Below are 23,497 nucleotides of genomic sequence, written 5' to 3' on the forward strand. Positions count from 1 at the left end.
CGGCACCTACGCGATCGTCGAGGTGCCGTCCGCGGGCCGCTGCAAACGCACGCTGTCGCCGACCAGGCCGCGGGCGAAATCCTCGGCCAGGAACGGACGAAGATCCTCGGCGCGCTCGCCCACGCCAACGGCGTGCATCGGCAGGGCGAACGCCTCCGCCAGCGCCACCACGATGCCGCCGCGCGCGCTGCCGTCGAGCTTGGTGACCACGAGGCCGGTGACGTTGACCATCTCCTTGAACACACGCACCTGCTCGATGGCGTTCTGTCCGGTGGTGGCGTCCAGCACCAGCAGTACCGAGTGCGGCGCCGATGCGTCGAACTTGCGCAGCACGCGGATGATCTTGGCGAGCTCCTCCATCAAGGCGCCCTTATTGTGCAGGCGGCCGGCGGTGTCGATCAGCAGCAGGTCCGCCCCCTCCTCGCGCGCCTTGACGAAAGCCTCGTAGGCCAGGCCCGCCGCATCGGCGTTCGGAGGTCCCGCGATCACCGGGGCACCCACCCGCTCTCCCCAGATCTGCAACTGCTCGACCGCCGCGGCGCGGAACGTGTCGCCAGCCACCAGCACCGTTCGTAACCCCTCGCGGCCATGCTGCAGCGCCATCTTGCCGATGGTGGTGGTCTTGCCGGTGCCGTTAACGCCGACCACCAGCACCACATGCGGCTTGAGCGACACATCCGGCACGAAGGGGATGGCGACTGGGGTCAGCACGCGGGCGATTTCGGCCGACAGCGCGATGCGCACCTCCTCGTCGGTGACCTCCCTGCCGAAGCGGGTGCGGCGGAATTCGTCGATGACGCGCTCGGCCAAGGCGGGGCCAAGGTCGGCCGCGATCAGCAGCTCTTCAAGCTCCTCGAGAGCTGCGTCATCCAGCCTTCGCCGGCTGAATGCGGCGCCGATGCCGCCGAGCTTTTGCGTGCTGCGGGATAACCCCTCCTTGAGCCGGCTGAAGAACCCCAATGCCATTCAGACCCTCTCCGCCAGCAATCCGGCGTGGTCGGATTGCGTGACCCGCGCGCGCACGATCTCGCCGCGTTCGCCCAACTCACCGCGCACCGGTGAGAAGTGCGCCGAATGCCCCATCGACGCGCCCTCCAGCAGCACGCTGATGGTCTCACCAAGCATCGCGGCATGAAAGCTCGCGGCCGCCGCCTCTCCCTCCCGGCGCAGGGTGCGCGCACGCGCCCGGCGCACCGCCATCGGCACCTGCGGCATGCGCGCGGCCGGCGTGCCAGCGCGGGCGCTGTAGGGGAACACGTGCAGATAAGGCAATGCGTGCGTGCGCACGAACGCGCGCGTCTCCTCGAACAAGGCGTCGCTCTCGGTCGGAAACCCTGCGATCAGATCGGCGCCGATGGCGACTCCGGGCCGCGCTCGACGCGCCCGCGCGATCACCGAGGAGGCGTCGGCCGCCAGGTGGCGTCGCTTCATGCGCTTGAGGATCAGGTCCGAGCCCGCCTGCAGAGAGAGATGCAGATGCGGCATCAGGCGTGGCTCGTCCGCCAGCAGCGCCCAGAGTTCCTCGTCGATCTCCATCGGGTCGAGCGACGACAGCCGCAGCCTGGCAAGCTCTGGCGCACAGGCCAGCAGCCGGCGCGCGAGTTGCCCCAAGCGCGGGCGGCCCGGCAGGTCCGCGCCATAGGAGGTGAGATCGACCCCGGTCAGCACCACCTCCCGGTAGCCGGCGCGCACCAGAACGCGCACCTGCTCGACGATGGCGCCGGCCGGCATCGAACGGCTCGGCCCGCGGCCGAAGGGGATGACGCAAAAGCTGCAGCGATGATCGCAGCCATGCTGGACCGCGACAAAGGCGCGCGCACGAGCGGTGAACCCGGCCACCATGGGTGCTGCGCTCGCGCGGTCCTGCATGATGTCCGAGACGGCGTCACCCGAATCCAGCGCAAGCGGGGTCCAGCTCTCCGCACGCAGCTTCTCGTTATTGCCGATCACCCGCGAGACTCCCGCAAGCGCGCTCCATCGTTGGGGGTCGATCTGTGCTGCGCACCCGGTGACCACGATCCGCGTGTCCGGCCGCGCGCGCCGCACCCGCCCGATCGCCTGGCGTGCCTGCCGCTCGGCCTCCTTGGTCACCGCGCAGGTATTGACGATGACGAGATCGACGCCCGAGTCCGCCGCGTGCCCAGCCATCACCTCGCTCTCGAACTGGTTCAGCCGACAGCCGAAGGTCAGAACCTCCGGCGCGTTCATGGCTCCAGCCGCATGCTGCCGACGAAGGCGATCGATGTCGGCCCGGACAGCAGCACGTGTCCGTCCTCGCGCCAGCTCACATGCAACACGCCGCCCGGCATCTCGATGGTACAGGCGCGCCCGACGAGCCCGCGCCGATGCGCATTGACCAGCGCCGCACAGGCCCCGGAGCCGCAGGCTGGAGTAAGGCCGGCGCCACGCTCCCAGACCGCCAGACGCATGCGCGACGTCGTGAGGATTTCCGCAAAGCCAATATTCGCCCGCTCGACGAACAGCGCGTCGGCCTCCAGCGCCGGCCCCGCGCGCGCCACGTCGACACTGTCGAGATCGGCCACGAAGGAGGTCGCGTGCGGATTGCCCATCGAGCAGGCGGCCGGATCGCCGGCGAGATCGAGACGCAGCGTATCCATCTCCCACGCCAGCGGGATATCGCGCCAGCCCAGACCCGGCGGCCCGAGATCGACACGCACGCAATCGCCGGCGAGCCGTTCCGCTGGCAGCGGCCCCGCCACGCTGCGCAGCCGCACGTGATCGCGGCCGGTCTCGCCGGCAATCAGGGCGCCAGCGCAGCGGCTGCCGTTGCCGCAGGCGCCGGACTCGCCGCCGTTATTGTTGAAAAAGCGCAGGAACGCATCCGACCCTTCAAACGCCTGCAACAGGATTACCTGGTCGCAGCCGATGCCGCGCCTGCGGTCGGCGATCCGGACGATATGCGACGGCTCCAGCCCGAGGCCGCCCGCGCGCTCGTCGAGCAGGACGAAATCGTTGCCCGCGGCCTGCATCTTGGTGAAGCGTATCTGCATGGACCTACGTCGCCCTGATCAGGGTTCCCGGACCTGCCGCGGTGAACAACTCCAGCAGGCAGGCATGCGGAACCCTGCCGTCCAGGATCACCGCCGCCTTGGCTCCCGAACGCACCGCCTCAAGGCAGGTCTCGACCTTGGGGATCATGCCGCCGGAGATCATGCCGCTGGCGATGCCGGCGCGCGCGTCCGCGTCGGTCAGTTCCTCGATCAGGCGCTTGTCCGCGTCCAGCACGCCGGGCACGTCGGTAAGCATTAGCAGCCGCGTCGCCCCCAGCGCCCCGGCGATGGCGCCGGCTGCGGTATCGGCGTTGATGTTGAAGGTCTCGCCGTTGGCACCCGCCCCCACCGGCGCGATCACCGGCACCAGGCCGGAGCCGGACAGCGCGTAGAGCAGGCGTGTGTCGACATGGTCGGGCTGGCCGACGAAACCCAGATCGAGTGCCCGTTCGATATGGCTGTTGGGGTCGCGAATGGTGCGTCGCAGCTTGCTCGCACGGATCAGCCCGCCATCCTTGCCGGAGATGCCGACCGCCATCGCGCCGGCGCGGTTGATCAGCTCCGTCACCTGCTTGTTGACCGATCCGCACAGGACCATTTCGATGATCTCGACCATCGCCGCATCGGTGACACGCAGCCCCTCGACGAAGCTCGACTTGATCGCCAGCCGATCGAGCATGGTGTTGATCTGCGGGCCGCCGCCATGCACCACCACCGGGTTCACGCCGACCAGCTTGAGCAGCGCAATATCGCGGCTGAAGGCCTCCGACAGCGCCGGATCGCCCATCGCATGGCCGCCATACTTGATGACGATGGTGTCGCCGGCGTAGCGGCGCAGGTAGGGCAGCGCGCTGGCCAGGGTCGCCGCCTGGGCATGGGCGGCGTCAAGCGCGTCCTCGCTCAGGCTGCTCATCGTGTGGCTCCTGTCATCACGCGGGAGTTGCCAGTTTTGCCAGGGTGGCGCGCAGTTCGGCAATGCCGGCGCCGGTCTGGCTGCTGGTCGTTATTACCTCCGGATGTGCAGCCGCATGCCGGCGGCCCAGCGCGAGCGTCGCCGCCTGCTTGGCCGCGAGTGCGGCGGGGCGCAGCGCGTCCGACTTGGTCAATACGAGCTGGAAGATCACCGCTGCCCGGTCGAACAGCCGCATCGCCGCCTCGTCGCTCGCCTTGGCCTCGATGCGGCTGTCCATCAACAGCAACACGCGGCGCAAGGTGGGCCGCCCGCGCAGGAAGTCGAACATCAGCCCCTGCCAGTCCTCCTTCACCGCCCGCGCGGCCTGCGCGTAGCCGTAGCCGGGCATGTCGACCAGTCCCAGCCGGTCGTCGAGGCTGAAGAAGTTGAGCTGCTTGGTGCGACCCGGCTGCGAGGAGGCGCGCGCCAGCGCGGTATGGCCGGTGAGTGCATTGATCAGCGTCGACTTGCCGACATTGGAGCGCCCGGCGAACGCGATCTCCGGCAGATCGGGGGTGGGAAGCTGGTCGAGCCGTTGTGCGGCGTAGAAGAACCGGCAAGGCCGCGCGAACAGCAGCCGGCCACTTTCCAAGTCCGGCTCCGCCTTGGGCTCGACGTCCAGCTCCGCCTGGGTGGAGTCCTCGCTCAGCTTCGCACCGGCCGTGCCGCGCGCTTGCCGCCCACACCGCCGCCCAGCTTCGTGCTGCGCATGATCAGCCATTGCTGGGCCACCGTCAGCGTATTGTTCCAGCAGTAATAGATCACCAAGCCAGCCGGCTGGCGGGCCAGCACGAAGGTGAAGATCACCGGCATGATCTGGAACAATTTGGCCTGGGTCGGGTCGGGTGGCGGCGGGTTCATGCGCTGCTGCATGAACATCGTAGCCCCCAGCACGATCGGCCAGATGCCCAGATGCAGCATCGGGCTGATCGCCGTCGGATCGAACGGCAGCGCTCCGAACAGGTTGAAGATATTGGTCGGATCCGGCACCGAGAGGTCGCGTATCCAGCCAAAGAACGGCGCTTGGCGCATCTCGATGGTGACGTAGAGATCCTTGTAGAGGCACCAGAACACCGGGATCTGCACCAGCATCGGCAGGCAGCCGCTCGCCGGGTTGACGCCCTCGGTCTTGTAGAGCGCCATCATCTCCTTGTTCATCTGCATCGGGTCGTCCTTGAACCGCTCGCGCACGGCCGTCATCTTGGGCGAGAGCAGCTTCATCTTGCTCATCGACCGGAACGACTTGGTCGCCAGCGGGAAGAACAAGGTCTTGACCAGCAGGGTGAAGGCCAACAGTGCAAGGCCAAAATTGCCGAGCCGGTTGTTCAGCCAGTCGAGCACGAAGAAGATCGGCTTGGTCAGGAACGCGAACCAGCCGAAATCCACCGCCTTCCAGAAGTCGGTGATGTGCAGCCGGTCCATGTAGCCGTCGAGCAGATGTACCTCCTTCGCACCCGCGAAAACGTGGGTGACGCTGGAGCTCGACGCACCGGGCGCAATCACTGTCGGACTGGCGGCGATAAAGTCGATCTGGTAGGTACCCGCACCGCTGTTCGGCACGTAGCGATAGCTGCCGGTCTGCACCGTGGCCGCCGGCGGGATGATCGCGGTAAGCCAGTATTTGTCAGTGATCCCGGCCCAACCATGCTGGGTGCCGGAGGGCTGCTCGGCGCTCCAGGCCACGCCGCCGTTGGCCGCGGAATCCTTCTCCAGGCTCTTGTAGGATCGCTCTTCGAGATGGCCGTTGATCACCGCGATCGGCCCCTCATGCACCAGGTAGCCGCCAGTCACCTCCGGCGTATAGGAGCGGCTGACCCGCGACCAGGGATACAGCGAAACCGGCTTGCCGGTGGCGTTTTGCACGCGCTGCGTCACCGCGAACATGAAGTCGCGGTCGACCGAAAACACCAGCTGGAAGGTGAGGCCGGCGCCGTTGTTCCATGACAGGGTCACCGGCTGATCAGCACTGAGCGCGCGGCCGTCGGCGGTCCAACGGGTAGTGCTGTCGGGCAGCTTAATGTCGCTGCCCGGCGGCGCGCTCCAGCCGAGCTGCACCTTGTTCGGCTGCGGGTCCGAGCCGGGCTCGAGCACGCGCACCAGCGGCGAGTTCGCATTCAAGGTCTCGCGGTAGTCGCGCAGCACCAGGTCGTCGAGCTTGGCGCCGGTGAGATCGAGGCTGCCCTTGACCCGCGCCGCCTCGATCGGCAGCCGCGCGTCGGGTTTTGCCTGCGAGCGCGGCGACGGCACCGCCACCGGCGAGGAGCCGTTCGAGCCAGTGTCGATCACCGGCTTGGGCGCCTGCAACGGCGGTGTCGCCTGCGTCGCCTGGCTGGCCTGCTGGCGAACCTGCTGGTGGTTCAGCTTGGGCATGATCAGCTCGAAGCCAAGCAGGATCAACACCGAGAGGGCCACAGCAAGGATGAGGCGTTTATTGTCCATCAGCGCGCAGCCGGGCTTTCAAGAGGAGGAGAACAAGCGGGAACCGGATCGTGGCCGCCTTCGCACCAAGGGTTGCAGCGTAACACGCGCCACATGGCAAGTGCCGAACCCCGCGCCGCCCCGTGCCGATCGATGGCTTCCATGGCATAATCGCTGCATGAGGGTGTGAAACGACAGTTTGGGCCGAGCACCGGCCTGAGCAGCGCCTGATACAGCCGCACCGCAAGCACCAGCAACCGGCGCATTAACCGACCCCTGTCTTGCGCAAGGCGCGACTGAAATCGTCGATCAGCGCGCGAAAGTCACGCCCGCCAGTGCCGGCGCGTCCGATCAGCACGAGATCCACCCCGGACAATGGCCGCTCGCGCAACAGCAGACGCGCGACCTCTCGCAACCGGCGCTTGGCGCGGTTGCGGACCACCGCGTTGCCAACCTTCTTCGTCACGGTGAAGCCAACACGCACGGGTGCTGCATCGTTGCGATCAAGCGTCTGCAGCACCAAACCCGGCATCGCCGCCTTGCGGCCGCCGGACGCAACACGGAGAAATTCGGCCCGGCGCTTGAGGCGGATCGCGGCCCCGACCATCGAACTCCGATCAGGCCGAGAGGCGCTTGCGGCCCTTGGCCCGGCGGTTTGCAAGAACCCGACGGCCGCCAACAGTCGCCATGCGGGCCCGAAAGCCATGGCGGCGCTTGCGGACCAGCTTTGATGGTTGATAGGTGCGCTTCACGTCGACACTCTCCAGAACAGTGAGCGGAGCTTTGCCGCACAGAGCGGCGGCTTATAGTCGCGCCGACACCGCCACGTCAACTCGCCAGAAGGAGCCCTCCCGATGACCCGCAGCGCAGAGGACCAGGCCCTCATCGACCAACTCCACGGTCGCGCCGAGGCCGCGGAACGGGAGGTCTCCCGCCTGCGGCACGATCTGCGCGGCATTCTCTCCCCCACCCTGCTGCTCGCCGACCGGCTGTCGATGAGCGACGACCCCATCGCCCAACGCACCGCCGCCGCTATCATCAGCACCATCGAGCGCGCGGAGGCGGCGTTGGCGAGGAAGACTTAGGCCAGGGCTCTGCCCTGGACCCGTTGGGGCCTGGAGGCCCCAAACCCCCATTCTGGGAAACTAAAGGATTCCAAAGGCTAAGCCTTTGGCGGAGTCCAGAGGCGGAGCCTTTGGTCTTACTTCCTACCGACGCTCAATCAGCTCGATCTTATAGCCATCCGGATCCTCGACAAAGGCGATGACCGTCGTGCCGTGCTTCACCGGGCCCGCTTCGCGGGTCACCTTGCCGCCGCCGGTGCGCACCTTCTCGCAGGCGGCTGCCACGTCCGGGACGCCGACGGCGAAATGCCCGAAGCCGGTGCCGATTTCGTAGCCGCTGTCCTGACCCCAATTATAGGTCAGCTCGATTTCGGCCTGGCCGTGCGCGTTGTCGTCAAAGCCGACGAAGGCCAGGGTATATTCCCCCGCCGGCACCTCGGTGCGGCGCAATTCGCGCATGCCGAGCAGCCCGTAGAACGCGACGCTGCGGTCGATGTTCTTCACCCGGACCATGGTGTGCAGGTAGCTGGTGCTCATTGTGCGTCCTCCTTGGCAGGCTCGATACCGTATAGGAACAGGCCCAGGCGGTCCGCGGTTGCACGGCATTGCGCGGGGTCGGTGAGCAAGGTGCCGCCCGCCTCGACGGCGACCCCGCGCAAGCCTGCCGCGGCTGCGGACTCGAGCGTGCGCGGCCCGATCGTCGGCAGGTCGGCGCGCCGCTCCTGGGCCGGCTTGACCAGCTTGACCAGCACCCCGCCGGGTCCCGGCTGGCGCAGCGAAGCGGCCCGTTGCAGCATCCGGTCGGTGCCTTCCAGGGCTTCCACCGCCAGCACCAGCCCGTCCTGGACCACGCAGCCCTGGCCGACATCGAGCGCGCCCAAAGCCCGCACCACCGCGATCCCGCGCCGGATGTCGGCATGCGCCAGGGCATCCGGGGCGATGCCGGCGAGCACCCCGGGAGCCGCCAGCGAACCCGCGAGAAACTCGTCGGCGCCGCGCACCACGAAGCCCTCCTCGCCGAGCACGCGGACCAGGGCGCCCAGCAGCCCGTCATCGCCGCCGAACAGCGATCGTCCGACTCGCGCCAGGATACGCGCACCTTCGGCGTCGGGGCGGAGATCGCGCAATGACGGCCGGCGCACCGGACCGATCAGCACCAGCTCGCGACAGCCGTGCCGGCGCAGTGCCGCGAGGATCTGCCCGGCGGCGGCAAGGCGGATGACTTCGTGCGCGAACGGCGCCACGACGTGGCTCTCGGCGAAATCCTGGAAGGCTACGATGAAAACCTCGCGTCCCGCCGCCAGGGCGGCGCGGGCGACGTCGCCGGGCAGCGGGCCGCCGCCCGCGAGGATACCCAGCGTTGGCACTCAGCCTCCTTCGGCCTCCTCAGTGCCGCGCCGGGCGATACGCACCAGGCCGCGCTTGCTGGGGCCGTCGATGAAGGCGAGGATTTCCGCGACCCGAGGGTCATCGGCGAAGTCCCTGCGCACGCAAGCGAGGCGCTGCTCGAAGACCTCCGACTCGGGATCGCGCGGATAGAGGATTGCAAACGCCTGGCGCAGGCGCTGGAGGTCGGCCAGGGCGGCGCCGTTACGCCGCAGCCAGACCCAATGCAGCCCGACCAGCCGTGCCCGGTTGCCCATGACGCTGCCATAGGGGATCACGTCCGCCTCGACGCCGCAGACGCCGCCGACCATCGCCGCGCGTCCGATGCGCACGAACTGGTGCAGGGCCGCCGCACCCATGATCCGGGCATGATCGCCGATCTCGACATGGCCGCCCATGACCACGTTGTTCACCAGGATCACGCCGTCGCCGATCAGGCAGTCGTGCGCGACGTGGGCGTTGGCCATCAGCAGACAGTCCTGTCCGACGCGGGTGATGCCAATGCCGCCGGCGGTGCCGCGATGGATGGTGACGTTCTCGCGAATCACGGTACGCGCGCCGACCTCGCAAAGCGTTGCCTCGCCACGATATTTCAGGTCCTGCGGCGCCAGGCCGACGGTGCAGAACGGATAGAGCTGGGCCCCCTCGCCGATCGTGGTGCGGCCATCGACGACGACGTGGGAGATCAGCGTGGTGTTGTCGCCGATACGCACCTCGGGACCGACGCTGCACCATGGCCCGATCCGCACCCCGCGTCCGATCACCGCGCCGTCGGAGACGATGGCTTGGGGATGGATTTCGTTCCGCATGGGGTTCAGCGCATGATCATCGCGCTATAGGTGGCCTCCGCCACCGAGACCTCCTCGACCCGGGCCACGGCGCGGAACTTCCAGACATTGCCGCGATTGCGCTCCTTCTCGACATGGATACGCAACTGGTCGCCCGGCACCACCGGCCGGCGGAACTTGGCATTCTCGATGGTCATGAAATAGACCAGCTTGCCTTCTGCCTGGTCGCCCAGGGTCAGCACCACCAGGGCTGCCGCGGTCTGCGCCATCGCCTCGATGATCAGCACGCCGGGCATGACCGGGGTCCCGGGGAAATGGCCCTGGAAGTGCGGTTCGTTGAAGGTCACGTTCTTGATGCCGACCGCTGACTCGTTCGGCACGATGTCCACCATGCGGTCGATCATCAGGAATGGGTAGCGATGCGGGATCGCCGCCATGATCCGCAGCACGTCGATCCGCTCGATGCGGCCGCCTATTTCCGCCGCAAGGGTCCGCTCGGCCGAGACCGTCCCGTCCCCTGCGTCATTCTGTGTCGTTCCGTCCATAGACGCTAACCTAACTCCATGCCGCGTCCGGGCTAAGCGCTTCCGCTTCCGTCGCGTTCCCCAGCCTTTGCCTGACGTGACAAGCGTCGGAGTGTCGCAACATTGCGGAAGAATTCGCGAAATGCCATGGCCGGGCTGCCGATTACATCCGCGCCTGCCTGCACATCCGACATGACCCCTGCCTGCGCGCCGACTCGGGCCTTGCGCCCAATCCGGATGTGGCCAATCAGCCCAGCCTGAGATGCAAGCGTCACAAAATCCTCGAGCTCCGTAGATCCCGCGATGCCGGCTTGTCCGCACACAATACAGCATCGACCAAGCTTCACGTTGTGCGCGATCTGCACCAGGTTGTCGAGGCGCGAGCCGGCGCCGATGACGGTATCCTGGGCCGAACCGCGATCGACCGTGGTATTGGCGCCGATCTCGACATCGTCGCCGATCAGCACCCGGCCGAGCTGTGGCACACTGACAAAGCCGTCGTCGGACACCGCGAAGCCGAAGCCGTCCTGGCCGATGCGTGCACCCGGATACACTGTCACGCGGTCGCCGAGCACGGCGTGGCTGACGCTGACATGGGCGCCGATCCGGCATTGCGCGCCGATGCAGACACCGGCGCCGATCACCGCATGCGGATCGACGCGCGAGTTTGCACCCACCGAGGCACCGCTGCCGATCACCGCGAAGGCGCCGATCTGGGCAGTCGGATGCACCGCGGCGCCGGCCTCGATGACGGCGGTGGCGTGCACGCCAGGCTCGATGGCCGGGGCCGGGTGGAAGAGGGCTGCGATCCGCGCCCAGGCGAGATAGGGCTGGGCGATGACCAGGGCCGCCGCCGCCCGCGGCACGCTTGCGGCAAAGGCGGGTGCGACGATCACCGCGCCTGCCCTGGTGGCGGCAAGCAAAGCGAGATAGCGCCGGTTGTCGAGAAAGCTGATTTCGTCGCTCGATGCCGACTGCAAGGGGGCGACCTTGCGCAGGTCAGGGACCAGACCTCCGCCCGCGGGAGGCACCAGACGCGCGCCGACCAGGTCCGCAAGCTCGGCCGCGGAATATGGCCCTGTGCTGCCGAAGAAGCGCCTGTCGCCCGTCCCGCTCACCGCTTCAGTGCTTTGGCGCGGACGCGTTGGCGCTGGCTTGCTCCACGGGCGGCTCGGACGGCTGCGGACCCGGATTGGCGGTTGTGGGAAAGGCTCCGGATTTCGCAAGCTGCTCGGGGTCGACCCCGTCGCCGGGGATGAACACCGAACTCAGCGACGCATTGAGCTGAGCGGTAACCTGCTGGGTAATGTCGAAGCCGTTGACGTTCAGCGCCACCTGCTCGCGGTGCAGCACGAGGTTCATGCCGCGCGCTGCCGCGACCTGGCGGATGACCTGCACCAGCTCGCGCTCGACCTGGCCGAGCGACACCTGGGCGGCTTCCTGCAGGATGCGGTTACGGTTGCGAAAATCGCGTTGTGCCTTGAGCACGCGCTGCTGCAACGCACGCTCGCGTGCCTGCAGCTTTTCCGGGCTGCCCTTGGAGTTCTGGATCTGCTGTTGGATTTCACGCCAGCTCGCCTGCTCCTTCTGCGCGTCGGCATTGAGCGCATCGCGACGCGCGCCGAGCACGCGCTGCACCTCCTGGGCCGCGGTCGAGGCGCGCATCACATCCTGGACGCTGAGCACCCCGATCACCGCCCCCGGCGGCGCCTCGCCTTTCTTGATTGCGGTGAGTGCCGGGATCGGCGGCAAGGGCAGCACCGGCGGCGTGCGTGGCGCTTCCTGACTACCGCCTTGGGCATCCCCACCTTGAGCATCAGCGCGGTCCGCCGCGGGATCCGTGATCGGCGCGCTCGACGGCGATTGCCGGCGCACCGCCTCGGGTGCGGACTCATGCGTCTTCGGCACAAACCAGCCGGACCCCGAATGCTGCGAATTGCTCTGGGCGTGCGCCCCAGCCGCGACGCACAGCGCCAGGGAGGCAAACGCAATCGCAGGAACCGTTGAGAGGCCTTGGGAGCGAGACATCATTACCCTCAGAAATTCGAGCCGAAGCCGAAGCGGAAGACCTGCGTCTGATCGTATTTTTGTTTGGCGATCGGGACGCCGAGATCGACATTGATCAGCCCGAAGGGACTCTTCCAGGAGACGCCGACACCGGTGCTGATTCGCGGTGCGAGATTGTTGCCGGCGATATGCTGACCGGTCGAGGGTGGGAAGTTGCGGATCACGCGCTCGCCTTCGAGGCCGCCGACATCGACGAAGTATCGGCCGGAAAGCCCGAGATCCGGGCCCAGCGGCAGCGGGAAATTGAGTGTGGTGGACTGGGTGTAGATAAAGCGGCCGCCGAGTGCGTCGCTCGCGGGATAGGTGTTGGTCGGCACCGAATGCGGACCCACGCCGCCATCGAGGAAGCCGCGCAGATTGTCGCCGCCGAGATAGAAGTTGTCGACGATGTCCTGCCGGCCGCCGCCGTAATCGGCGATGTAGCCGGTGCCGGCGGTCAGCGCCAGGGTCCAGTCGTGATTGTTGAAGAAGCGGTCGAGCGGAATGTAGTAGGCGGTGTCGAGCTTGCCGCGGATGTATTTCTCGTTGCCGCCGAGCCCCGCCACATCGCCGCCGACCCGCACGATATAGCCCGTATGCGGCTGCAACCGGCTGTCGCGCCGGTCATAGGCCAAGGTGGTGCCAACCTGGGACAGCAGCGAGTTGCCGGATTCAGCCTGAATGTAGAGGCTGGCCGCGGTGTTGATGCTGCCGACATTGCGGTCGCTGAGCGAGTAGTTCCACGATTGCGAGAGGTAGCGGTTGTAGGCGTAGCCGACCCTGCCGGTGAAGCCGGTGCGGGTCTCGTAGTAGTTCGAGATGTTGTTGTTGTTCTGCTGAATGCTGAAGATGTCGATGCCCGCGACCAGGTTGCGGCCGAGGAAATACGGATCGGTCAGCGAGAGATCGACTTGGTTGGCATATTGCGCGAGCGTGCCCTGCAGGCTGGCATCGATGCCGGTGCCGACCAGGTTCTTCTGGCTGATGCCGGCATTGCCGAGAATACCGGCATCCGTCGAATAGCCGCCGCCCAGGGTGAGCGAGCCGGTGGGCTTTTCAGAGACATCGGCATTGACCCGGATCTTGTCGGGCGTCGAGCCAGGCGCCGTATCCACGGTGACGGTGTTGAAGAAGCCGAGATCCTCGAGCGACTGCTTGGCGCGGCGCTGCTGGATCGGCGTGAACGGGTCGCCCTCGGCCATGTTGAACTGGCGCCGGATGACATTGTCCCGGGTGATGGTGTTGCCGTTGATGTCAATGCGTTCGACATAGACGCGCGGCCCCTCGCTCACGTCGAACAACAGGTCAAGCCTGTGCTTGGCGGGATTACGGGCGATTTGCGGATGCACCTCGGCGAACGGATGGCCGGTGGCCTGCAGGTTGTCCTGCATCGCCTCGGACAGGCGCTGCACCTCGTCGCCATCGTACCATTTATGGTCCAGCGACTTGATCTGCGGCAGCAGGCTGGCACCGCTCACATGACGCAGCGCGGACTTCACATCGAGCGAGCCGATACGGTAGCGCGGTCCCTCCGAGATGGTGAAGGTGATGTAGAACGACTTGCGGTCCGGGGAGATCTCCGCGGTTGAGTCCGATACCTGGAAATCGACATAGCCGTTGCGCAGATAGAAGCGGCGCAGCAGTTCGCGGTCGTAGCGCACCCGCTCGGGGTTGTATTCGTCGGCATTGGAAAAGAACCGGTACCAGGCGGTCTCCTTCGACGTGATAACCTGCGCCAGACGGGCCTGCGAGAAGGCCTTGTTGCCGACGAAGCTGATCCGCTGGATCAGGGTCAGCGTGCCCTCGTTGATGGAAAACACGACGTCCACCCGGTTGTGCGAAAGTCGCACGATCTGTGGCGTCACCGAGGCATCGTAGCGGCCCTTGGCGGCATAGACGTCGAGGATGTTCTGGCGGTCGCGCGCTGCCGCTTCGGGCGTATACACGGCACGCGGACGCAAGCTCACCGCCTTGCGCAGATCGTCATCCTTGACCTCGTGGTTGCCCTCGTAAACGATACGATTGACGATCGGGTTCTCGGCGAGGTGCACGACCAGGGTCGAGCCGCGGCGCTGCAGACTGACATCGCGGAACAGCCCGGTGGCGTAGAGCGTCTTGAGCGACCGGTCGAGCTCGTCCTGGTTGAACGGATCGCCCGGACGCACCAGCAGATACGACAGCACCGTACTGGTCTCGATACGCTGGTTGCCGGTGACGTCGATCGCCTGGATGGTGCCGCCGGCCCCAGCCTGGCTTGTGTGTCCAGTCTGGCTGGCCTGCCGCGGGTGGGCCTTGGTGGACTGGCCGAAGGCGGTGCCGTCCAGCAGAAACGGTAGGCAGACGGAGGCGAGCAGCGCAGAACGTTTACCGTACAAGACGTGCCATCCCCCCAACTGGACGTTGTGCCGTCCGCGGCGCAGCTAGCCGAAATGCGCGTGCCTGCGCAAGCTACCCGACCAGCTTCGCCACCCACTGAAACAAGCCGAGATGCGACAGGTCGTTGAAGGTCACGAACGCAAACAGGCAGGCGATCAGGGCAAAGCCGGCGCGAAAGCCGTATTCCTGCACCTGTCGCGATAGCGGTCGCCCGCGCAGCGCCTCGAAGGCGTAGAATACCAGCCGCCCGCCATCGAGGATCGGGATCGGAAACAGGTTGATCAGGCCGAGATTGATCGAGAGCAGCGCGATGAAGCTGACCAGGCTGGCGACACCGAGCTGCGCCACCTGGCCGGAGAGCTGGGCGATTCGCAGCGGCCCTCCGAGCTGATCGACGCTGGCGTGACCGCTGAGCATCTTCCACAGGCCTGAGAGCGTCTGCACCGAGACAGACCAGGTCTCGCCGATGCCGCCGATTATGGCCGCTCCGGGGCTGAGGCGTTTGGCCGGTGCACTTGCAAAATACACCCCGATCAGACCGTGGCCACTGCCGGTGAGGCCGCCGATGGTGACGGGCAGCACCTGAATCCTGCCGTCGCGCTCGATTTGCAGGCGGATCTGCTGGCCGGGCGCCTCACCGACACGGCGCTTGACCGCGCTTATGGTCGGCATCGACTCGCCGTTGATCTGCAGGATCTGGTCACGCGCCTGCAATCCGGCGGCTGCCGCGGAGTCGCCGGGAACGACCTGGGCGATCACCGGCTTCATGCTCTCGATTGGTGCCGTGCTGGGCTGTCCGGCCGTGGCGAACAGGACTGTAAACAGCACCATGGCGAGCAGGAAGTTGAACACCGGACCGGCGAGGATGACGATCGCCCGCGACCCCACGCTTTTGTCGTGGAAGGTGCGTCCGGACTGCCAGGCGGCACGCGCTTCCGGCGTCGCCTCCTCGGGTCCCTCGAAGCCGTGCGGCTTGACGTAGCCGCCGAGCGGCAAAATGCAGACGCGCCACTCGGTGCCAACCCGGTCGTGCCAACGCAGCAGCGGCCGGCCGAAGCCGATCGAGAAGATCTCGACATGCACCCCGCGCCAGCGCGCCGCGAGGTAGTGGCCGAGCTCGTGGATGAACACCAGCACCCCGAGCACCAGGGCAAAGGCAAGCGGCGTGCGCAGCAAATGGGCGAGCATAAGGCCGGAATTCCTATCAGGCCGCGTGCCGGGTGGCGCCGAGAGCCGTGCCGTGCATATGGGCAACGCGGCGGGCTTCGGCATCCCAGTGCAGCACGGCATCGAGCGTCTCCGCACGCTGCGGTCCGATCTCCACCAGCACGGCCTCGACCAGCCGGGCGATGTCGAGAAACCCGAGCCCGCGCGCAAGGAAGATCGCCACCGCGACCTCGTTGGCCGCCGAGAGGATCGCCGGTGCGGCGCCGCCCGCGCGCAGCGCCGCGCGCGCCAGCCGCAGCGCCGGAAAACGCACAGGATCGGGGGGCTCGAAGTCCAGGCGTCCCAGGGCGGCCAGGTCGAGCCGCGGCGCGTTGGTTCGTATGCGCTGCGGCCAGGCCAGCGTATGCGCGATCGGGATTCGCATGTCGGGCGCGCCGAGCTGTGCCAGCACGCTGCCATCGCTGTAATGCACCATGCCGTGCACCACCGATTGCGGATGCACCAGCACGTCGATTTGTGACTCCGCCAGCCCGAACAGCCGCGCCGCCTCGATCACCTCCAGCCCCTTGTTGAACATGCTGGCGGAATCGATGCTGATCTTGGCCCCCATGGACCAGACCGGATGCGCCAGCGCCGCCTCGGGTGCCGCCTGCTCCATCTCCTCGATGCTGGCGGTTCGGAACGGCCCCCCCGAGGCGGTCAAAGTGATGCTGTCGACCTCGTCGTACTGACGGTCGGCCATCGCCTGGAAGATCGCGTTGTGCTCGGAATCGACCGGCAACAGGGTCGCACCCGCATCGCGCACCGCGCGCAGCATGACGTCGCCGGCGCAGACCAGCGCCTCCTTGTTGGCCAGCGCCACGGCGCCGCCACCCTTGATCGCGGCCAAAGTAGGAGCGAGCCCGGCAGCACCGGTGATCGCCGACATCGTCCAGTCGACCGGACGCGCCGCTGCCTCCAGCACCGCCTGCCTGCCGGCAGCGGCGGTGACGCCATGGCCGCCGAGGCGGGCGCGCAAATCCTCGAGGCCACCGGGATCGGCGATGACCGCGTGCCGGGCGCGCAACGCCAGCGCCTGCTCGGCGAGCAGCTCCGCGTTGCGTCCGCCGACCAGTACCTCGACCTGAAAGCGGTCCGGCACCTGTGCGAGAAGGTCGACGGTGCTGCGGCCAACGCTGCCGGTGCATCCCAGGATGGCGACGGTCTTCATGGCTGCTTGTCTCCTAGGGCAAAATCCGATCAGGTGAAGTCACCTGATCGGATATATTTGCCCGCTTATCAGTATCCTAGAGCACTACTCCCGCGCCAAGCGGCGCGGGAAGTGCTCTAGATGTTCGAGCCAGCCGGAGCCGGGATGATGCGCACCCATGGTGAGCGGCCGCGGACGCGCGTTCTCGAGTGTCCAGAACGGCGCGAGCGGCCCGGCGTTCAGCGACAGCAGGGCCGCGAGCGGGCCTGCCACGAGCAGACCGTCAAGCCGGTCCAGCAAGCCGCCGTGGCCGGGGATCAGCCGGCCGGAATCCTTGAAGCCGCACTGCCGCTTCAGCGCACTCTCGGCGAGGTCGCCGGCCTGGGCGGCGATGCCGAGCAGGCCGGCGAACAGCAACCCGCCCGGGACCGCGGTGGCACCGCTCGCCAACCCCGCCACCAGCGCACCGGTCACCATCGCGCCGAGCAGACCGCCGACCGCCCCAGACCGGGTCTTGCCGGGCGAGATCCGCGGCGCCAGCTTGGGGCCGCCCAAGGCGCGGCCAATGAGATAGGCGGCACTGTCGCTCGCCCACACCACCAGCACGACGAACAGCAGCGGGACAACCCCCCCCGCGGCTCCGTCACCCACACCGCGCAGCCAGACGAGAGCGAAGCCGCCCAATCCGATCAGCACGATGCCGCCGCCGCGCAACGGGCCAAGTATTAGCCCGCAGACCAGCACCCGCAGGCCCGCGAGCCAGCCCGCGCTGACGCCGACCAGCAGCGCCAGACCCGGCCAGAGCAGCAACAATGCGCACGCGACCGAGCGCGGCGGGACCCTCGCCAGCCCCGCCCATTCCCAGCCGAGCAACGCCATCGCCAGCAGCACCACCCCGGCGAACAGCCAGCCGCCATCGACCAGGCAGGCGATCCCGACCGGTGCGAGCACTGCCGCCGAAATCAGCCGCACCCGCAGGTCGCGCCAGGCGCTCGCCGGTGCTGCGGTCTCAGCCAGGGCGCGCACCGAAGCGACGGTCGCGTCGCGCGTAGCGGTCGAGCGCGTCGGCAAAATGGGTGGCGCCGAAATCCGGCCAGAGCACGTCGAGGAACACCAGCTCGGCATAGGCGGACTGCCAGAGCAGGAAGTTTGACAGCCGGAATTCGCCGCTGGTGCGCACCATCAGGTCCGGATCGGGAATGCCGTCTGTGGAGAGGAACCGCGCGAACCCCGCCTCGTCGAGACGTTCGGGATCGACCGCGCCTACGCGCACCGCCTCCGCCAGACGCAGTGAGGCGCGCAGGATATCGGAACGGCCGCCATAAGACAGCGCGATCATCAGCTTGAGCCGGGTGTTACCCGCGGTCAGCCGCTCGGCCCGCTCGAACTCGGCGCGCATTTCGGCATCGAAGCGCTCGCGCTCGCCGATCACCCGTAGGCACACCCCTTCGCGGTGCAGCTCCGCCAGCTCGTGTCGCAGATAGTGCCGCAACAGGCCGGTGAGTTCGCCGACCTCCTGCACCGGCCGACGCCAGTTCTCCGAGGAGAACGCATAGAGGGTGAGCCACTCGACGCCGCTGCCGATCGCCGCCTGGATGCAGCGGCGGACCGCCCCTGCTCCGGCACGGTGGCCTGCGACGCGCGGCAGCCGGCGCGCCTGCGCCCAGCGGCCGTTGCCGTCCATGATCACCGCGACATGACACGGCACCACCGGCCCAATGCTGGAGCGACCTTTCGGGGCACATTCCGTCGTCTGTTGCAGAACCGGGCTTTCGCCGGCGGCATCGGGAAGGCTGTCCAGGCGTTTGACTCCACTCAATTGGCGCGGCAAGGCCTCAGACCTGCTTGATCTCGCGTTCCTTATCGGCGGCGCTCTCGTCGATCCGCTTCACATACGCGTCGGTCAGCTTCTGGATGTCGGCCGACCAGTCGACCACGTCGTCCTCGCTGATCTCGCCCTTTTTCTCGAAGCTTTTGGTCTGGTCCATGCCGTCGCGACGGACACCGCGTATGGCAATCTTGGCGTTCTCGGCGTAGCGCCCGGCGGCTTTCGCCAGCTCGACGCGTCGTTCGGTGGTGAGCTGCGGGATCGGCACCCGCACGATCTGCCCGTCCGAGGACGGATTGAGCCCGAGGCCGGCGCCCATGATCGCGCGCTCCACCGCCCCCACCAGGGTGCGGTCCCAGACCTGCACGGTGATCATCCGGCTCTCCGGCACGGCGATAGTGCCGACCTGGGTGATCGGCATCTCGCCGCCATAGGCCTCGACCCGCACCGGTTCGAGCAAGGCGGGACTGGCCCGGCCCGAGCGCAGGCCGGCGAAGTCGCGACGCAGCGTCTCGAGTGCGGCGTCCATGCGTCGCGTCAGGTCTTCCTTGAGGATGGTCAAGTCTGCGGCCAAGAGGGCCTCCCGTTCGGCTTCGTGTTGTGTGTACCTTCTGTAAGCTACTGGCTATTGGCGCTCGACAATGCGGGTGAACGGCCCGTGCCCGCGCATCACCTGGGCGAAGGCGCCGGGCGCGTGTATGTTGAAGACGATGATCGGCAGTCGGTTCTCCCGCGCCAGGCTAATCGCCGAGGCATCCATCACGTTCAGGTCGCGCGACAGCACGTCGAGATAGGAGAGCTCGTCATGGCGCACCGCGTCCGCATGCTTGCGTGGATCGGCGGAATAGACGCCGTCGACCTGGGTGCCCTTGAACAATGCGTCGCAGTCCATCTCGGCGGCGCGCAGGGCGGCGGCGGTGTCGGTGGTGAAGAACGGGTTGCCGGTGCCGGCCGCGAAGATCACCAGCCGACCCTTTTCCATGTGGCGCACCGCACGCCTGCGTATATAGGGTTCGGCCACACTCGACATCGGGATTGCCGACATCACCCGCGTCGGCACACCGATCCGCTCCAGCGCGTTCTGCATTGCCAGCGCATTGATCACGGTGGCCAGCATGCCGGCATAGTCGCCCTGGGCGCGATCCATGCCCTTCGCAGCCGCGGCGATGCCGCGAAAGATGTTGCCGCCGCCGATCACCAGACAGATTTCGGCGCCGAGTTCGAACACGTCGCGGATGTCGGCGGCGATTGCGCTCAGCGTCGCGGGATCGAGGCCATACTCGCCGCCACCCATCAGCGCCTCTCCGGACACCTTGAGAAGCACCCGTTTGTAGAGGTTTCCCGCCGAAGCGCCGGTCATGACAATGCTCGCCCCACCCGGTTTGCCGCGCCTCTCATATCCCCAAGGCGAGCAGGCTCACAAGCGCCGTGTCATGTCGCAGACCCGCTCAGCCCGGTGCGATGACCAGGGCGCCACCCGGGTTCTGCTTGGGATCGCGCCAGAACGTCGTGCCGGCGAGCCGGCGGACGATCTGCGGCGGCAGGATGGTGCGCCGGTGCAGCCGCTCCACCCGGTCGCGCACCGCGTGCAGACCGGGCGTGTTCAACGCCGCGTCGAAGGCGTGGCCGCCATCATAGCCGACATTCCCCAGATCATGCGCGAAGGGCGCGAGGCCCAGCCGTTTGTACAGCCGCGTCAGCACCTCTAAGGGCTGCGCCGTCAGCTCGTCGTAATCGATCAGGATCAGCCGGTGCGCATGCTCGCCGAAATAGGCGTCCTGCAGGGCGTTCCAGGCCGCGCCGAACGCACCCTGCGCCGACATCAGCTGCTCGACGCGGTCGAACACGGTGACCGAATGCGCCAACCCATGCAGCTTGGACACCAGGTAGGTGTTGCGCCGCAGCAGCCGCTCGAAGGAGTCCAGGATCCAGACCGGATCGCGCACGCAGGCGATCACGCAAGCGCCCGGATGCAGGTCGGCGACGAGGCGCATCCGCGCGCACCAGACGCGGTTGGTGTCGAACAGGGTGATCCCCGTAGGGACGGCCGCGTAATAATGTTCAAATAGTCCGAGAAGGATACGCCGGCGCTGATTGTCGTCAAAACATGTCGCGTACTCGCCCTGCCCCATCACCGGCAGCACGCGTTCGCACAGCACCGCGACCGGACTGCTCATTTCGGCGCGCAGGCGGGGGTTCTGCCGCAGCAGCGACGCCAGCAGCGTCGAGCCGGAGCGCGGCAGGCCCGAGATGCAGTGGATCCGTCGCGCGGTCCCGCTAATTCTGGTCATCCAGGCCGATCGCGCGCAGGCGGGCGCGTTCCTCGTCCCAACCGGCGCGTTCCTTGACGTTGAGGAACAGATGGCACGGCCGCTCCAGCAGGGCGGCGAGGCCGTGGCGCGCGCGTTCGCCGATCATGCGTATGCGCGACCCCTTCTCGCCAATCAGGATCGCCTTGTGGCTGGCCCGCGCCACATAGATGGTGGCCTCGATGCGCACCGAGCCGTCCGGCTGCTCGCGGAAGCTCTCGGTCTCCACGGTGGCGGCGTAGGGCACCTCCTCGTGCGTCTGCAGGAAGATCTGTTCGCGCACCATCTCTGCCGCCAGCAGCCGGTCCGGCAGATCGGTGAGGTCGTCCTCGGGATACAGGAACGGCCCCGGCGGCAATGCAGCGGCCAGCCCATCGAGCAGGTCGCCCAGCCCCTCGCCGGTGCGCGCGCTGACCATCAGGGTGCGCTCGGCGGCGAACAGACCGCTCAGTTCGGCGGTCAGCGGCAGCAAACGCGCGCGCGGGATCAGATCGATCTTGTTGAGCACCAGCCAGATCAGGCGTCCACGGCCGGCGAGACGCGATGCGATCGTCCGCACGCTCTCCGTCACCCCGCTGCGCGCATCGACCAGCACGACGGTCAGGTCGGCGTCCTCGGAACCGGCCCAGGCGGCCGCCACCATGGCACGGTCGAGCTTGCGCCTGGGTTTGAAAATCCCCGGCGTATCGACCAGCAGGATCTGGGTTCGAGCATCGAGGCCAGCATCGCGCATCAGCACCCCGATGACGCGAAACCGCGTGGTCTGCGCCTTCGGGCTGACGATCGACAGCTTGGCGCCGGCCAGCTTGTTCAACAGCGTCGATTTGCCGGCGTTTGCGGCACCGACGATGGCGACGAAGCCGCAACGGGTGGTGCTCATTGCAACTGCCGCAACAGGTCGGCGGCGGCCGCACTCTCTGCCGCGCGCTTGCTGCCGGCCATGCCGGCACCGACGCAGCCGCGCGCACCGACCTCGATGGCGAAGCGCGGCGCATGCGACGGACCCTCGGCGGAGACCACCTTATAGACCGGCAGCGCCAGGCCGCGGCCAAGCAGCCACTCCTGCAGCGCCGTCTTCGGATCCTTCGGCGGCAGCGTCTGCCCCAGCATCGCCTCGTCCCAGGCCGCGCGTACGAAGCGTCGCGGCGCTTCCAGCCCGCCATCGAGATAGGCCGCCCCCAACACCGCCTCGACGGCATCGGCGAGCACGTTGGCGACCTCGCGTATCCCGGCCCGCGCCTCGTGCGGGGCGACGTCGAGGGCCGCGGCCAGGCCGATCTCGCCGGCGACGCGGGCCAGCACCGGTCGCGACACCAGATACGCATGACGCGGACCCAGCGCGCCTTCCTGTTCGTTGGGGAACCGCTCGATCAGCCATTCCGCCATCAGCAGTCCCAGAACCCGGTCGCCGATGAACTCCAGCCGCTCGTTCGAGCCACCGCCGCGCGCGCCCTTCTGCCGCTCATGCGCCGCCGAACGGTGGGTCAGCGCCTCGGCCAGCAACGCCGGCCGCTTGAACGGCTCGCCAAGCAGCGCCTCGATCCGCGCGCGCGCCAGCTGCTCTAGTGGACCCAATGCAGGATACGCCCCCAGCGGATTTCCGCCGGCCAGTCCCAGAACGCCCAGATCGGATCGCGCTCGTCGATGGAGAAGAATATGAAGTCGGCGCGGCCCACCAGGTTCTGGATCGGCACGAAGCCGAGATCGTCGGGCTCGGTGCCCATGAAGCGGCTGTCGGCACTGTCATCGCGGTTGTCGCCCATGGCAAAGAAGTAGCCGGCGGGCACCATGTAGTCGGGCGTGTTGTTGTATTGCCCCTGGCTGGTCTGCTTGAGGATGAGGTGTCGCACCGGCTTGTGGCCGCCGCTGCCGGGCAGGCTTTCCCGATACAGCCGGCCGGCCCGGTGATCGCCGTTCTCGTCATCGGCGATATAGTCGCCGAGCGGGGTGCGCGGCACCTCGGTGCCGTTGATGTAGAGCTGGCCGCCTTGCATCCGCACATGATCGCCAGGCAGCCCGACGATGCGTTTGATGTAGTCGATCGAGGTATCCTGGGTGAAGCGGAACACCGCCACGTCGCCGCGATGCGGTCGGTGATAGAGGATGCGCCCCTCGAACAGGTCGGGTGCCAACGGCATTGAGAAGCGGGAGTAGCCGTAGGCGTATTTCGAGACAAACAGGTAATCGCCGACGAGCAGGGTCGGGATCATCGATCCCGAGGGGATGTTGAAGGATTCAAACAGGAAAGTCCTGACGAACACCGCAATCAGGCCGGCATAGACCAGCGTGCGCAGCAACTCCCACGCACCTGAGCGGGTCTGCTTGCGGCCGTGTGCGGCGTTTGCCGCCTTCTCGCCGTTTGTGGACTTGCCTGCGCTCATCAGATCATGGTTCCGCTTCAGGGTGGCGGATGAAGCCGACCGACCTTGCGTCTGTCAA

General features: G+C 67.3%; 27 protein-coding genes. 1 reads left to right on the forward strand and 26 read right to left on the reverse strand.

Going from position 1 to position 23,497, the window contains the following annotated elements; all coding sequences use genetic code 11:
• Positions 1–6: 6 nt before the first annotated feature.
• From ftsY to rpmH, 9 genes are read right to left on the reverse strand one after another with little or no spacing between them, the layout of a single operon-like run.
• Positions 7–966, reverse strand: coding sequence for a signal recognition particle-docking protein FtsY (gene ftsY, locus ACQY4K_RS04405; RefSeq protein ID WP_428393746.1), 960 nt, complete (start codon positions 964–966; stop codon positions 7–9).
• Entirely contained in the window at positions 967–2,208 is a 1,242-nt protein-coding gene (gene mtaB / locus ACQY4K_RS04410) for a tRNA (N(6)-L-threonylcarbamoyladenosine(37)-C(2))-methylthiotransferase MtaB (protein WP_428393748.1), read from the reverse strand. It abuts the gene before it with no gap.
• Positions 2,205–3,011, reverse strand: a complete 807-nt coding sequence (gene dapF / locus ACQY4K_RS04415) for a diaminopimelate epimerase (protein ID WP_428393750.1) — start codon at positions 3,009–3,011, stop codon at positions 2,205–2,207. The genes mtaB and dapF overlap by 4 nt, the downstream gene beginning before the upstream one ends.
• 4 nt (positions 3,012–3,015) lie before the next feature.
• Positions 3,016–3,924: an acetylglutamate kinase gene (gene argB, locus ACQY4K_RS04420; RefSeq protein WP_428393752.1), complete on the reverse strand. Its 909-nt coding sequence runs from the start codon at positions 3,922–3,924 to the stop codon at positions 3,016–3,018.
• A gap of 16 nt (positions 3,925–3,940) precedes the next feature.
• The gene (yihA, locus tag ACQY4K_RS04425) at positions 3,941–4,684 is read right to left on the reverse strand and encodes a ribosome biogenesis GTP-binding protein YihA/YsxC (protein ID WP_428393754.1); all 744 of its coding nucleotides are present in this window, start codon (positions 4,682–4,684) and stop codon (positions 3,941–3,943) included.
• On the reverse strand, positions 4,609–6,402 hold the full coding sequence (gene yidC / locus ACQY4K_RS04430; RefSeq protein WP_428393756.1) for a membrane protein insertase YidC: 1,794 nt from the start codon (positions 6,400–6,402) through the stop codon (positions 4,609–4,611). The genes yihA and yidC overlap by 76 nt, the downstream gene beginning before the upstream one ends.
• A complete protein-coding gene (gene yidD / locus ACQY4K_RS04435; RefSeq protein ID WP_428393758.1) occupies positions 6,402–6,647 on the reverse strand; it encodes a membrane protein insertion efficiency factor YidD in 246 nt (81 codons plus the stop codon). Before yidD ends, yidC begins: the two co-directional genes overlap by 1 nt.
• Positions 6,647–6,988: a ribonuclease P protein component gene (gene rnpA, locus ACQY4K_RS04440; protein ID WP_428393760.1), complete on the reverse strand. Its 342-nt coding sequence runs from the start codon at positions 6,986–6,988 to the stop codon at positions 6,647–6,649. Before rnpA ends, yidD begins: the two co-directional genes overlap by 1 nt.
• Positions 6,989–6,998: 10 nt before the next feature.
• Positions 6,999–7,133 carry a 50S ribosomal protein L34 gene (rpmH, locus tag ACQY4K_RS04445; protein ID WP_428393762.1) on the reverse strand — a complete coding sequence of 45 codons (135 nt, stop codon included), beginning with the start codon at positions 7,131–7,133 and terminating at the stop codon, positions 6,999–7,001.
• 102 nt (positions 7,134–7,235) lie between these two features.
• Between rpmH and ACQY4K_RS04450 the strand changes: the two genes are divergently transcribed.
• Positions 7,236–7,466, forward strand: a complete 231-nt coding sequence (locus ACQY4K_RS04450; RefSeq protein WP_428393764.1) for a hypothetical protein — start codon at positions 7,236–7,238, stop codon at positions 7,464–7,466.
• 123 nt (positions 7,467–7,589) lie between these two features.
• Here the strand turns inward: ACQY4K_RS04450 and gloA are convergent, their stop codons facing one another.
• From gloA to lepB, 17 genes are all read right to left on the reverse strand, one after another.
• Positions 7,590–7,982 carry a lactoylglutathione lyase gene (gene gloA, locus ACQY4K_RS04455; RefSeq protein ID WP_428393766.1) on the reverse strand — a complete coding sequence of 131 codons (393 nt, stop codon included), beginning with the start codon at positions 7,980–7,982 and terminating at the stop codon, positions 7,590–7,592.
• Entirely contained in the window at positions 7,979–8,812 is an 834-nt protein-coding gene (locus ACQY4K_RS04460) for an LpxI family protein (RefSeq protein ID WP_428393768.1), read from the reverse strand. The genes gloA and ACQY4K_RS04460 overlap by 4 nt, the downstream gene beginning before the upstream one ends.
• On the reverse strand, positions 8,813–9,640 hold the full coding sequence (lpxA, locus tag ACQY4K_RS04465; RefSeq protein ID WP_428393770.1) for an acyl-ACP--UDP-N-acetylglucosamine O-acyltransferase: 828 nt from the start codon (positions 9,638–9,640) through the stop codon (positions 8,813–8,815).
• A gap of 5 nt (positions 9,641–9,645) precedes the next feature.
• On the reverse strand, positions 9,646–10,164 hold the full coding sequence (gene fabZ, locus ACQY4K_RS04470) for a 3-hydroxyacyl-ACP dehydratase FabZ (RefSeq protein WP_428393772.1): 519 nt from the start codon (positions 10,162–10,164) through the stop codon (positions 9,646–9,648).
• Between the two features lie 32 nt (positions 10,165–10,196).
• Entirely contained in the window at positions 10,197–11,261 is a 1,065-nt protein-coding gene (lpxD, locus tag ACQY4K_RS04475) for a UDP-3-O-(3-hydroxymyristoyl)glucosamine N-acyltransferase (RefSeq protein WP_428393774.1), read from the reverse strand.
• 4 nt (positions 11,262–11,265) lie between these two features.
• Entirely contained in the window at positions 11,266–12,171 is a 906-nt protein-coding gene (locus tag ACQY4K_RS04480; protein ID WP_428395967.1) for an OmpH family outer membrane protein, read from the reverse strand.
• A gap of 8 nt (positions 12,172–12,179) precedes the next feature.
• Positions 12,180–14,564, reverse strand: a complete 2,385-nt coding sequence (gene bamA / locus ACQY4K_RS04485) for an outer membrane protein assembly factor BamA (protein WP_428393776.1) — start codon at positions 14,562–14,564, stop codon at positions 12,180–12,182.
• 73 nt (positions 14,565–14,637) lie between these two features.
• A complete protein-coding gene (gene rseP, locus ACQY4K_RS04490; protein ID WP_428393778.1) occupies positions 14,638–15,753 on the reverse strand; it encodes an RIP metalloprotease RseP in 1,116 nt (371 codons plus the stop codon).
• A gap of 16 nt (positions 15,754–15,769) precedes the next feature.
• A complete protein-coding gene (dxr, locus tag ACQY4K_RS04495) occupies positions 15,770–16,942 on the reverse strand; it encodes a 1-deoxy-D-xylulose-5-phosphate reductoisomerase (protein WP_428393780.1) in 1,173 nt (390 codons plus the stop codon).
• A gap of 84 nt (positions 16,943–17,026) precedes the next feature.
• Positions 17,027–17,992 (reverse strand): phosphatidate cytidylyltransferase, encoded by a 966-nt coding sequence (locus ACQY4K_RS04500; RefSeq protein ID WP_428393782.1) that lies wholly within the window; start codon positions 17,990–17,992, stop codon positions 17,027–17,029.
• Entirely contained in the window at positions 17,931–18,605 is a 675-nt protein-coding gene (gene uppS / locus ACQY4K_RS04505; RefSeq protein ID WP_428395968.1) for a polyprenyl diphosphate synthase, read from the reverse strand. Before uppS ends, ACQY4K_RS04500 begins: the two co-directional genes overlap by 62 nt.
• Positions 18,606–18,756: 151 nt before the next feature.
• The gene (gene frr / locus ACQY4K_RS04510; protein ID WP_428395970.1) at positions 18,757–19,278 is read right to left on the reverse strand and encodes a ribosome recycling factor; all 522 of its coding nucleotides are present in this window, start codon (positions 19,276–19,278) and stop codon (positions 18,757–18,759) included.
• Positions 19,279–19,374: 96 nt separating this feature from the next.
• Positions 19,375–20,109, reverse strand: a complete 735-nt coding sequence (pyrH, locus tag ACQY4K_RS04515; protein ID WP_428393784.1) for a UMP kinase — start codon at positions 20,107–20,109, stop codon at positions 19,375–19,377.
• Between the two features lie 88 nt (positions 20,110–20,197).
• The gene (locus ACQY4K_RS04520) at positions 20,198–21,040 is read right to left on the reverse strand and encodes a sulfotransferase family protein (RefSeq protein ID WP_428393786.1); all 843 of its coding nucleotides are present in this window, start codon (positions 21,038–21,040) and stop codon (positions 20,198–20,200) included.
• Positions 21,027–21,938 (reverse strand): GTPase Era, encoded by a 912-nt coding sequence (gene era, locus ACQY4K_RS04525; protein WP_428393788.1) that lies wholly within the window; start codon positions 21,936–21,938, stop codon positions 21,027–21,029. Before era ends, ACQY4K_RS04520 begins: the two co-directional genes overlap by 14 nt.
• Positions 21,935–22,633, reverse strand: coding sequence for a ribonuclease III (gene rnc, locus ACQY4K_RS04530; protein ID WP_428393790.1), 699 nt, complete (start codon positions 22,631–22,633; stop codon positions 21,935–21,937). The genes era and rnc overlap by 4 nt, the downstream gene beginning before the upstream one ends.
• On the reverse strand, positions 22,621–23,439 hold the full coding sequence (gene lepB, locus ACQY4K_RS04535) for a signal peptidase I (protein ID WP_428393792.1): 819 nt from the start codon (positions 23,437–23,439) through the stop codon (positions 22,621–22,623). The genes rnc and lepB overlap by 13 nt, the downstream gene beginning before the upstream one ends.
• Positions 23,440–23,497 lie beyond the last annotated feature (58 nt).

This window comes from Lichenicoccus sp. (genome assembly GCF_965276875.1).
Lineage (GTDB): Bacteria > Pseudomonadota > Alphaproteobacteria > Acetobacterales > Acetobacteraceae > Lichenicoccus.

Coding starts and splice junctions, on each gene's coding strand:
- rnpA (WP_428393760.1), bottom strand. CDS start 6,988: ATGGTCGGGGCCGCGATCCGCCTCAAGCGCCGGGCCGAATTTCTCCGT.
- era (WP_428393788.1), bottom strand. CDS start 21,938: ATGAGCACCACCCGTTGCGGCTTCGTCGCCATCGTCGGTGCCGCAAAC.
- ACQY4K_RS04450 (WP_428393764.1), top strand. CDS start 7,236: ATGACCCGCAGCGCAGAGGACCAGGCCCTCATCGACCAACTCCACGGT.
- argB (WP_428393752.1), bottom strand. CDS start 3,924: ATGAGCAGCCTGAGCGAGGACGCGCTTGACGCCGCCCATGCCCAGGCG.
- yidD (WP_428393758.1), bottom strand. CDS start 6,647: ATGCGCCGGTTGCTGGTGCTTGCGGTGCGGCTGTATCAGGCGCTGCTC.
- ACQY4K_RS04520 (WP_428393786.1), bottom strand. CDS start 21,040: ATGACCAGAATTAGCGGGACCGCGCGACGGATCCACTGCATCTCGGGC.
- fabZ (WP_428393772.1), bottom strand. CDS start 10,164: ATGGACGGAACGACACAGAATGACGCAGGGGACGGGACGGTCTCGGCC.
- ftsY (WP_428393746.1), bottom strand. CDS start 966: ATGGCATTGGGGTTCTTCAGCCGGCTCAAGGAGGGGTTATCCCGCAGC.
- rseP (WP_428393778.1), bottom strand. CDS start 15,753: ATGCTCGCCCATTTGCTGCGCACGCCGCTTGCCTTTGCCCTGGTGCTC.
- mtaB (WP_428393748.1), bottom strand. CDS start 2,208: ATGAACGCGCCGGAGGTTCTGACCTTCGGCTGTCGGCTGAACCAGTTC.
- lepB (WP_428393792.1), bottom strand. CDS start 23,439: ATGAGCGCAGGCAAGTCCACAAACGGCGAGAAGGCGGCAAACGCCGCA.
- frr (WP_428395970.1), bottom strand. CDS start 19,278: ATGGACGCCGCACTCGAGACGCTGCGTCGCGACTTCGCCGGCCTGCGC.
- yihA (WP_428393754.1), bottom strand. CDS start 4,684: ATGGCTGATCATGCGCAGCACGAAGCTGGGCGGCGGTGTGGGCGGCAA.
- ACQY4K_RS04480 (WP_428395967.1), bottom strand. CDS start 12,171: ATGTCTCGCTCCCAAGGCCTCTCAACGGTTCCTGCGATTGCGTTTGCC.
- dxr (WP_428393780.1), bottom strand. CDS start 16,942: ATGAAGACCGTCGCCATCCTGGGATGCACCGGCAGCGTTGGCCGCAGC.
- pyrH (WP_428393784.1), bottom strand. CDS start 20,109: ATGACCGGCGCTTCGGCGGGAAACCTCTACAAACGGGTGCTTCTCAAG.
- lpxA (WP_428393770.1), bottom strand. CDS start 9,640: ATGCGGAACGAAATCCATCCCCAAGCCATCGTCTCCGACGGCGCGGTG.
- yidC (WP_428393756.1), bottom strand. CDS start 6,402: ATGGACAATAAACGCCTCATCCTTGCTGTGGCCCTCTCGGTGTTGATC.
- dapF (WP_428393750.1), bottom strand. CDS start 3,011: ATGCAGATACGCTTCACCAAGATGCAGGCCGCGGGCAACGATTTCGTC.
- uppS (WP_428395968.1), bottom strand. CDS start 18,605: ATGGACGGCAACGGCCGCTGGGCGCAGGCGCGCCGGCTGCCGCGCGTC.
- gloA (WP_428393766.1), bottom strand. CDS start 7,982: ATGAGCACCAGCTACCTGCACACCATGGTCCGGGTGAAGAACATCGAC.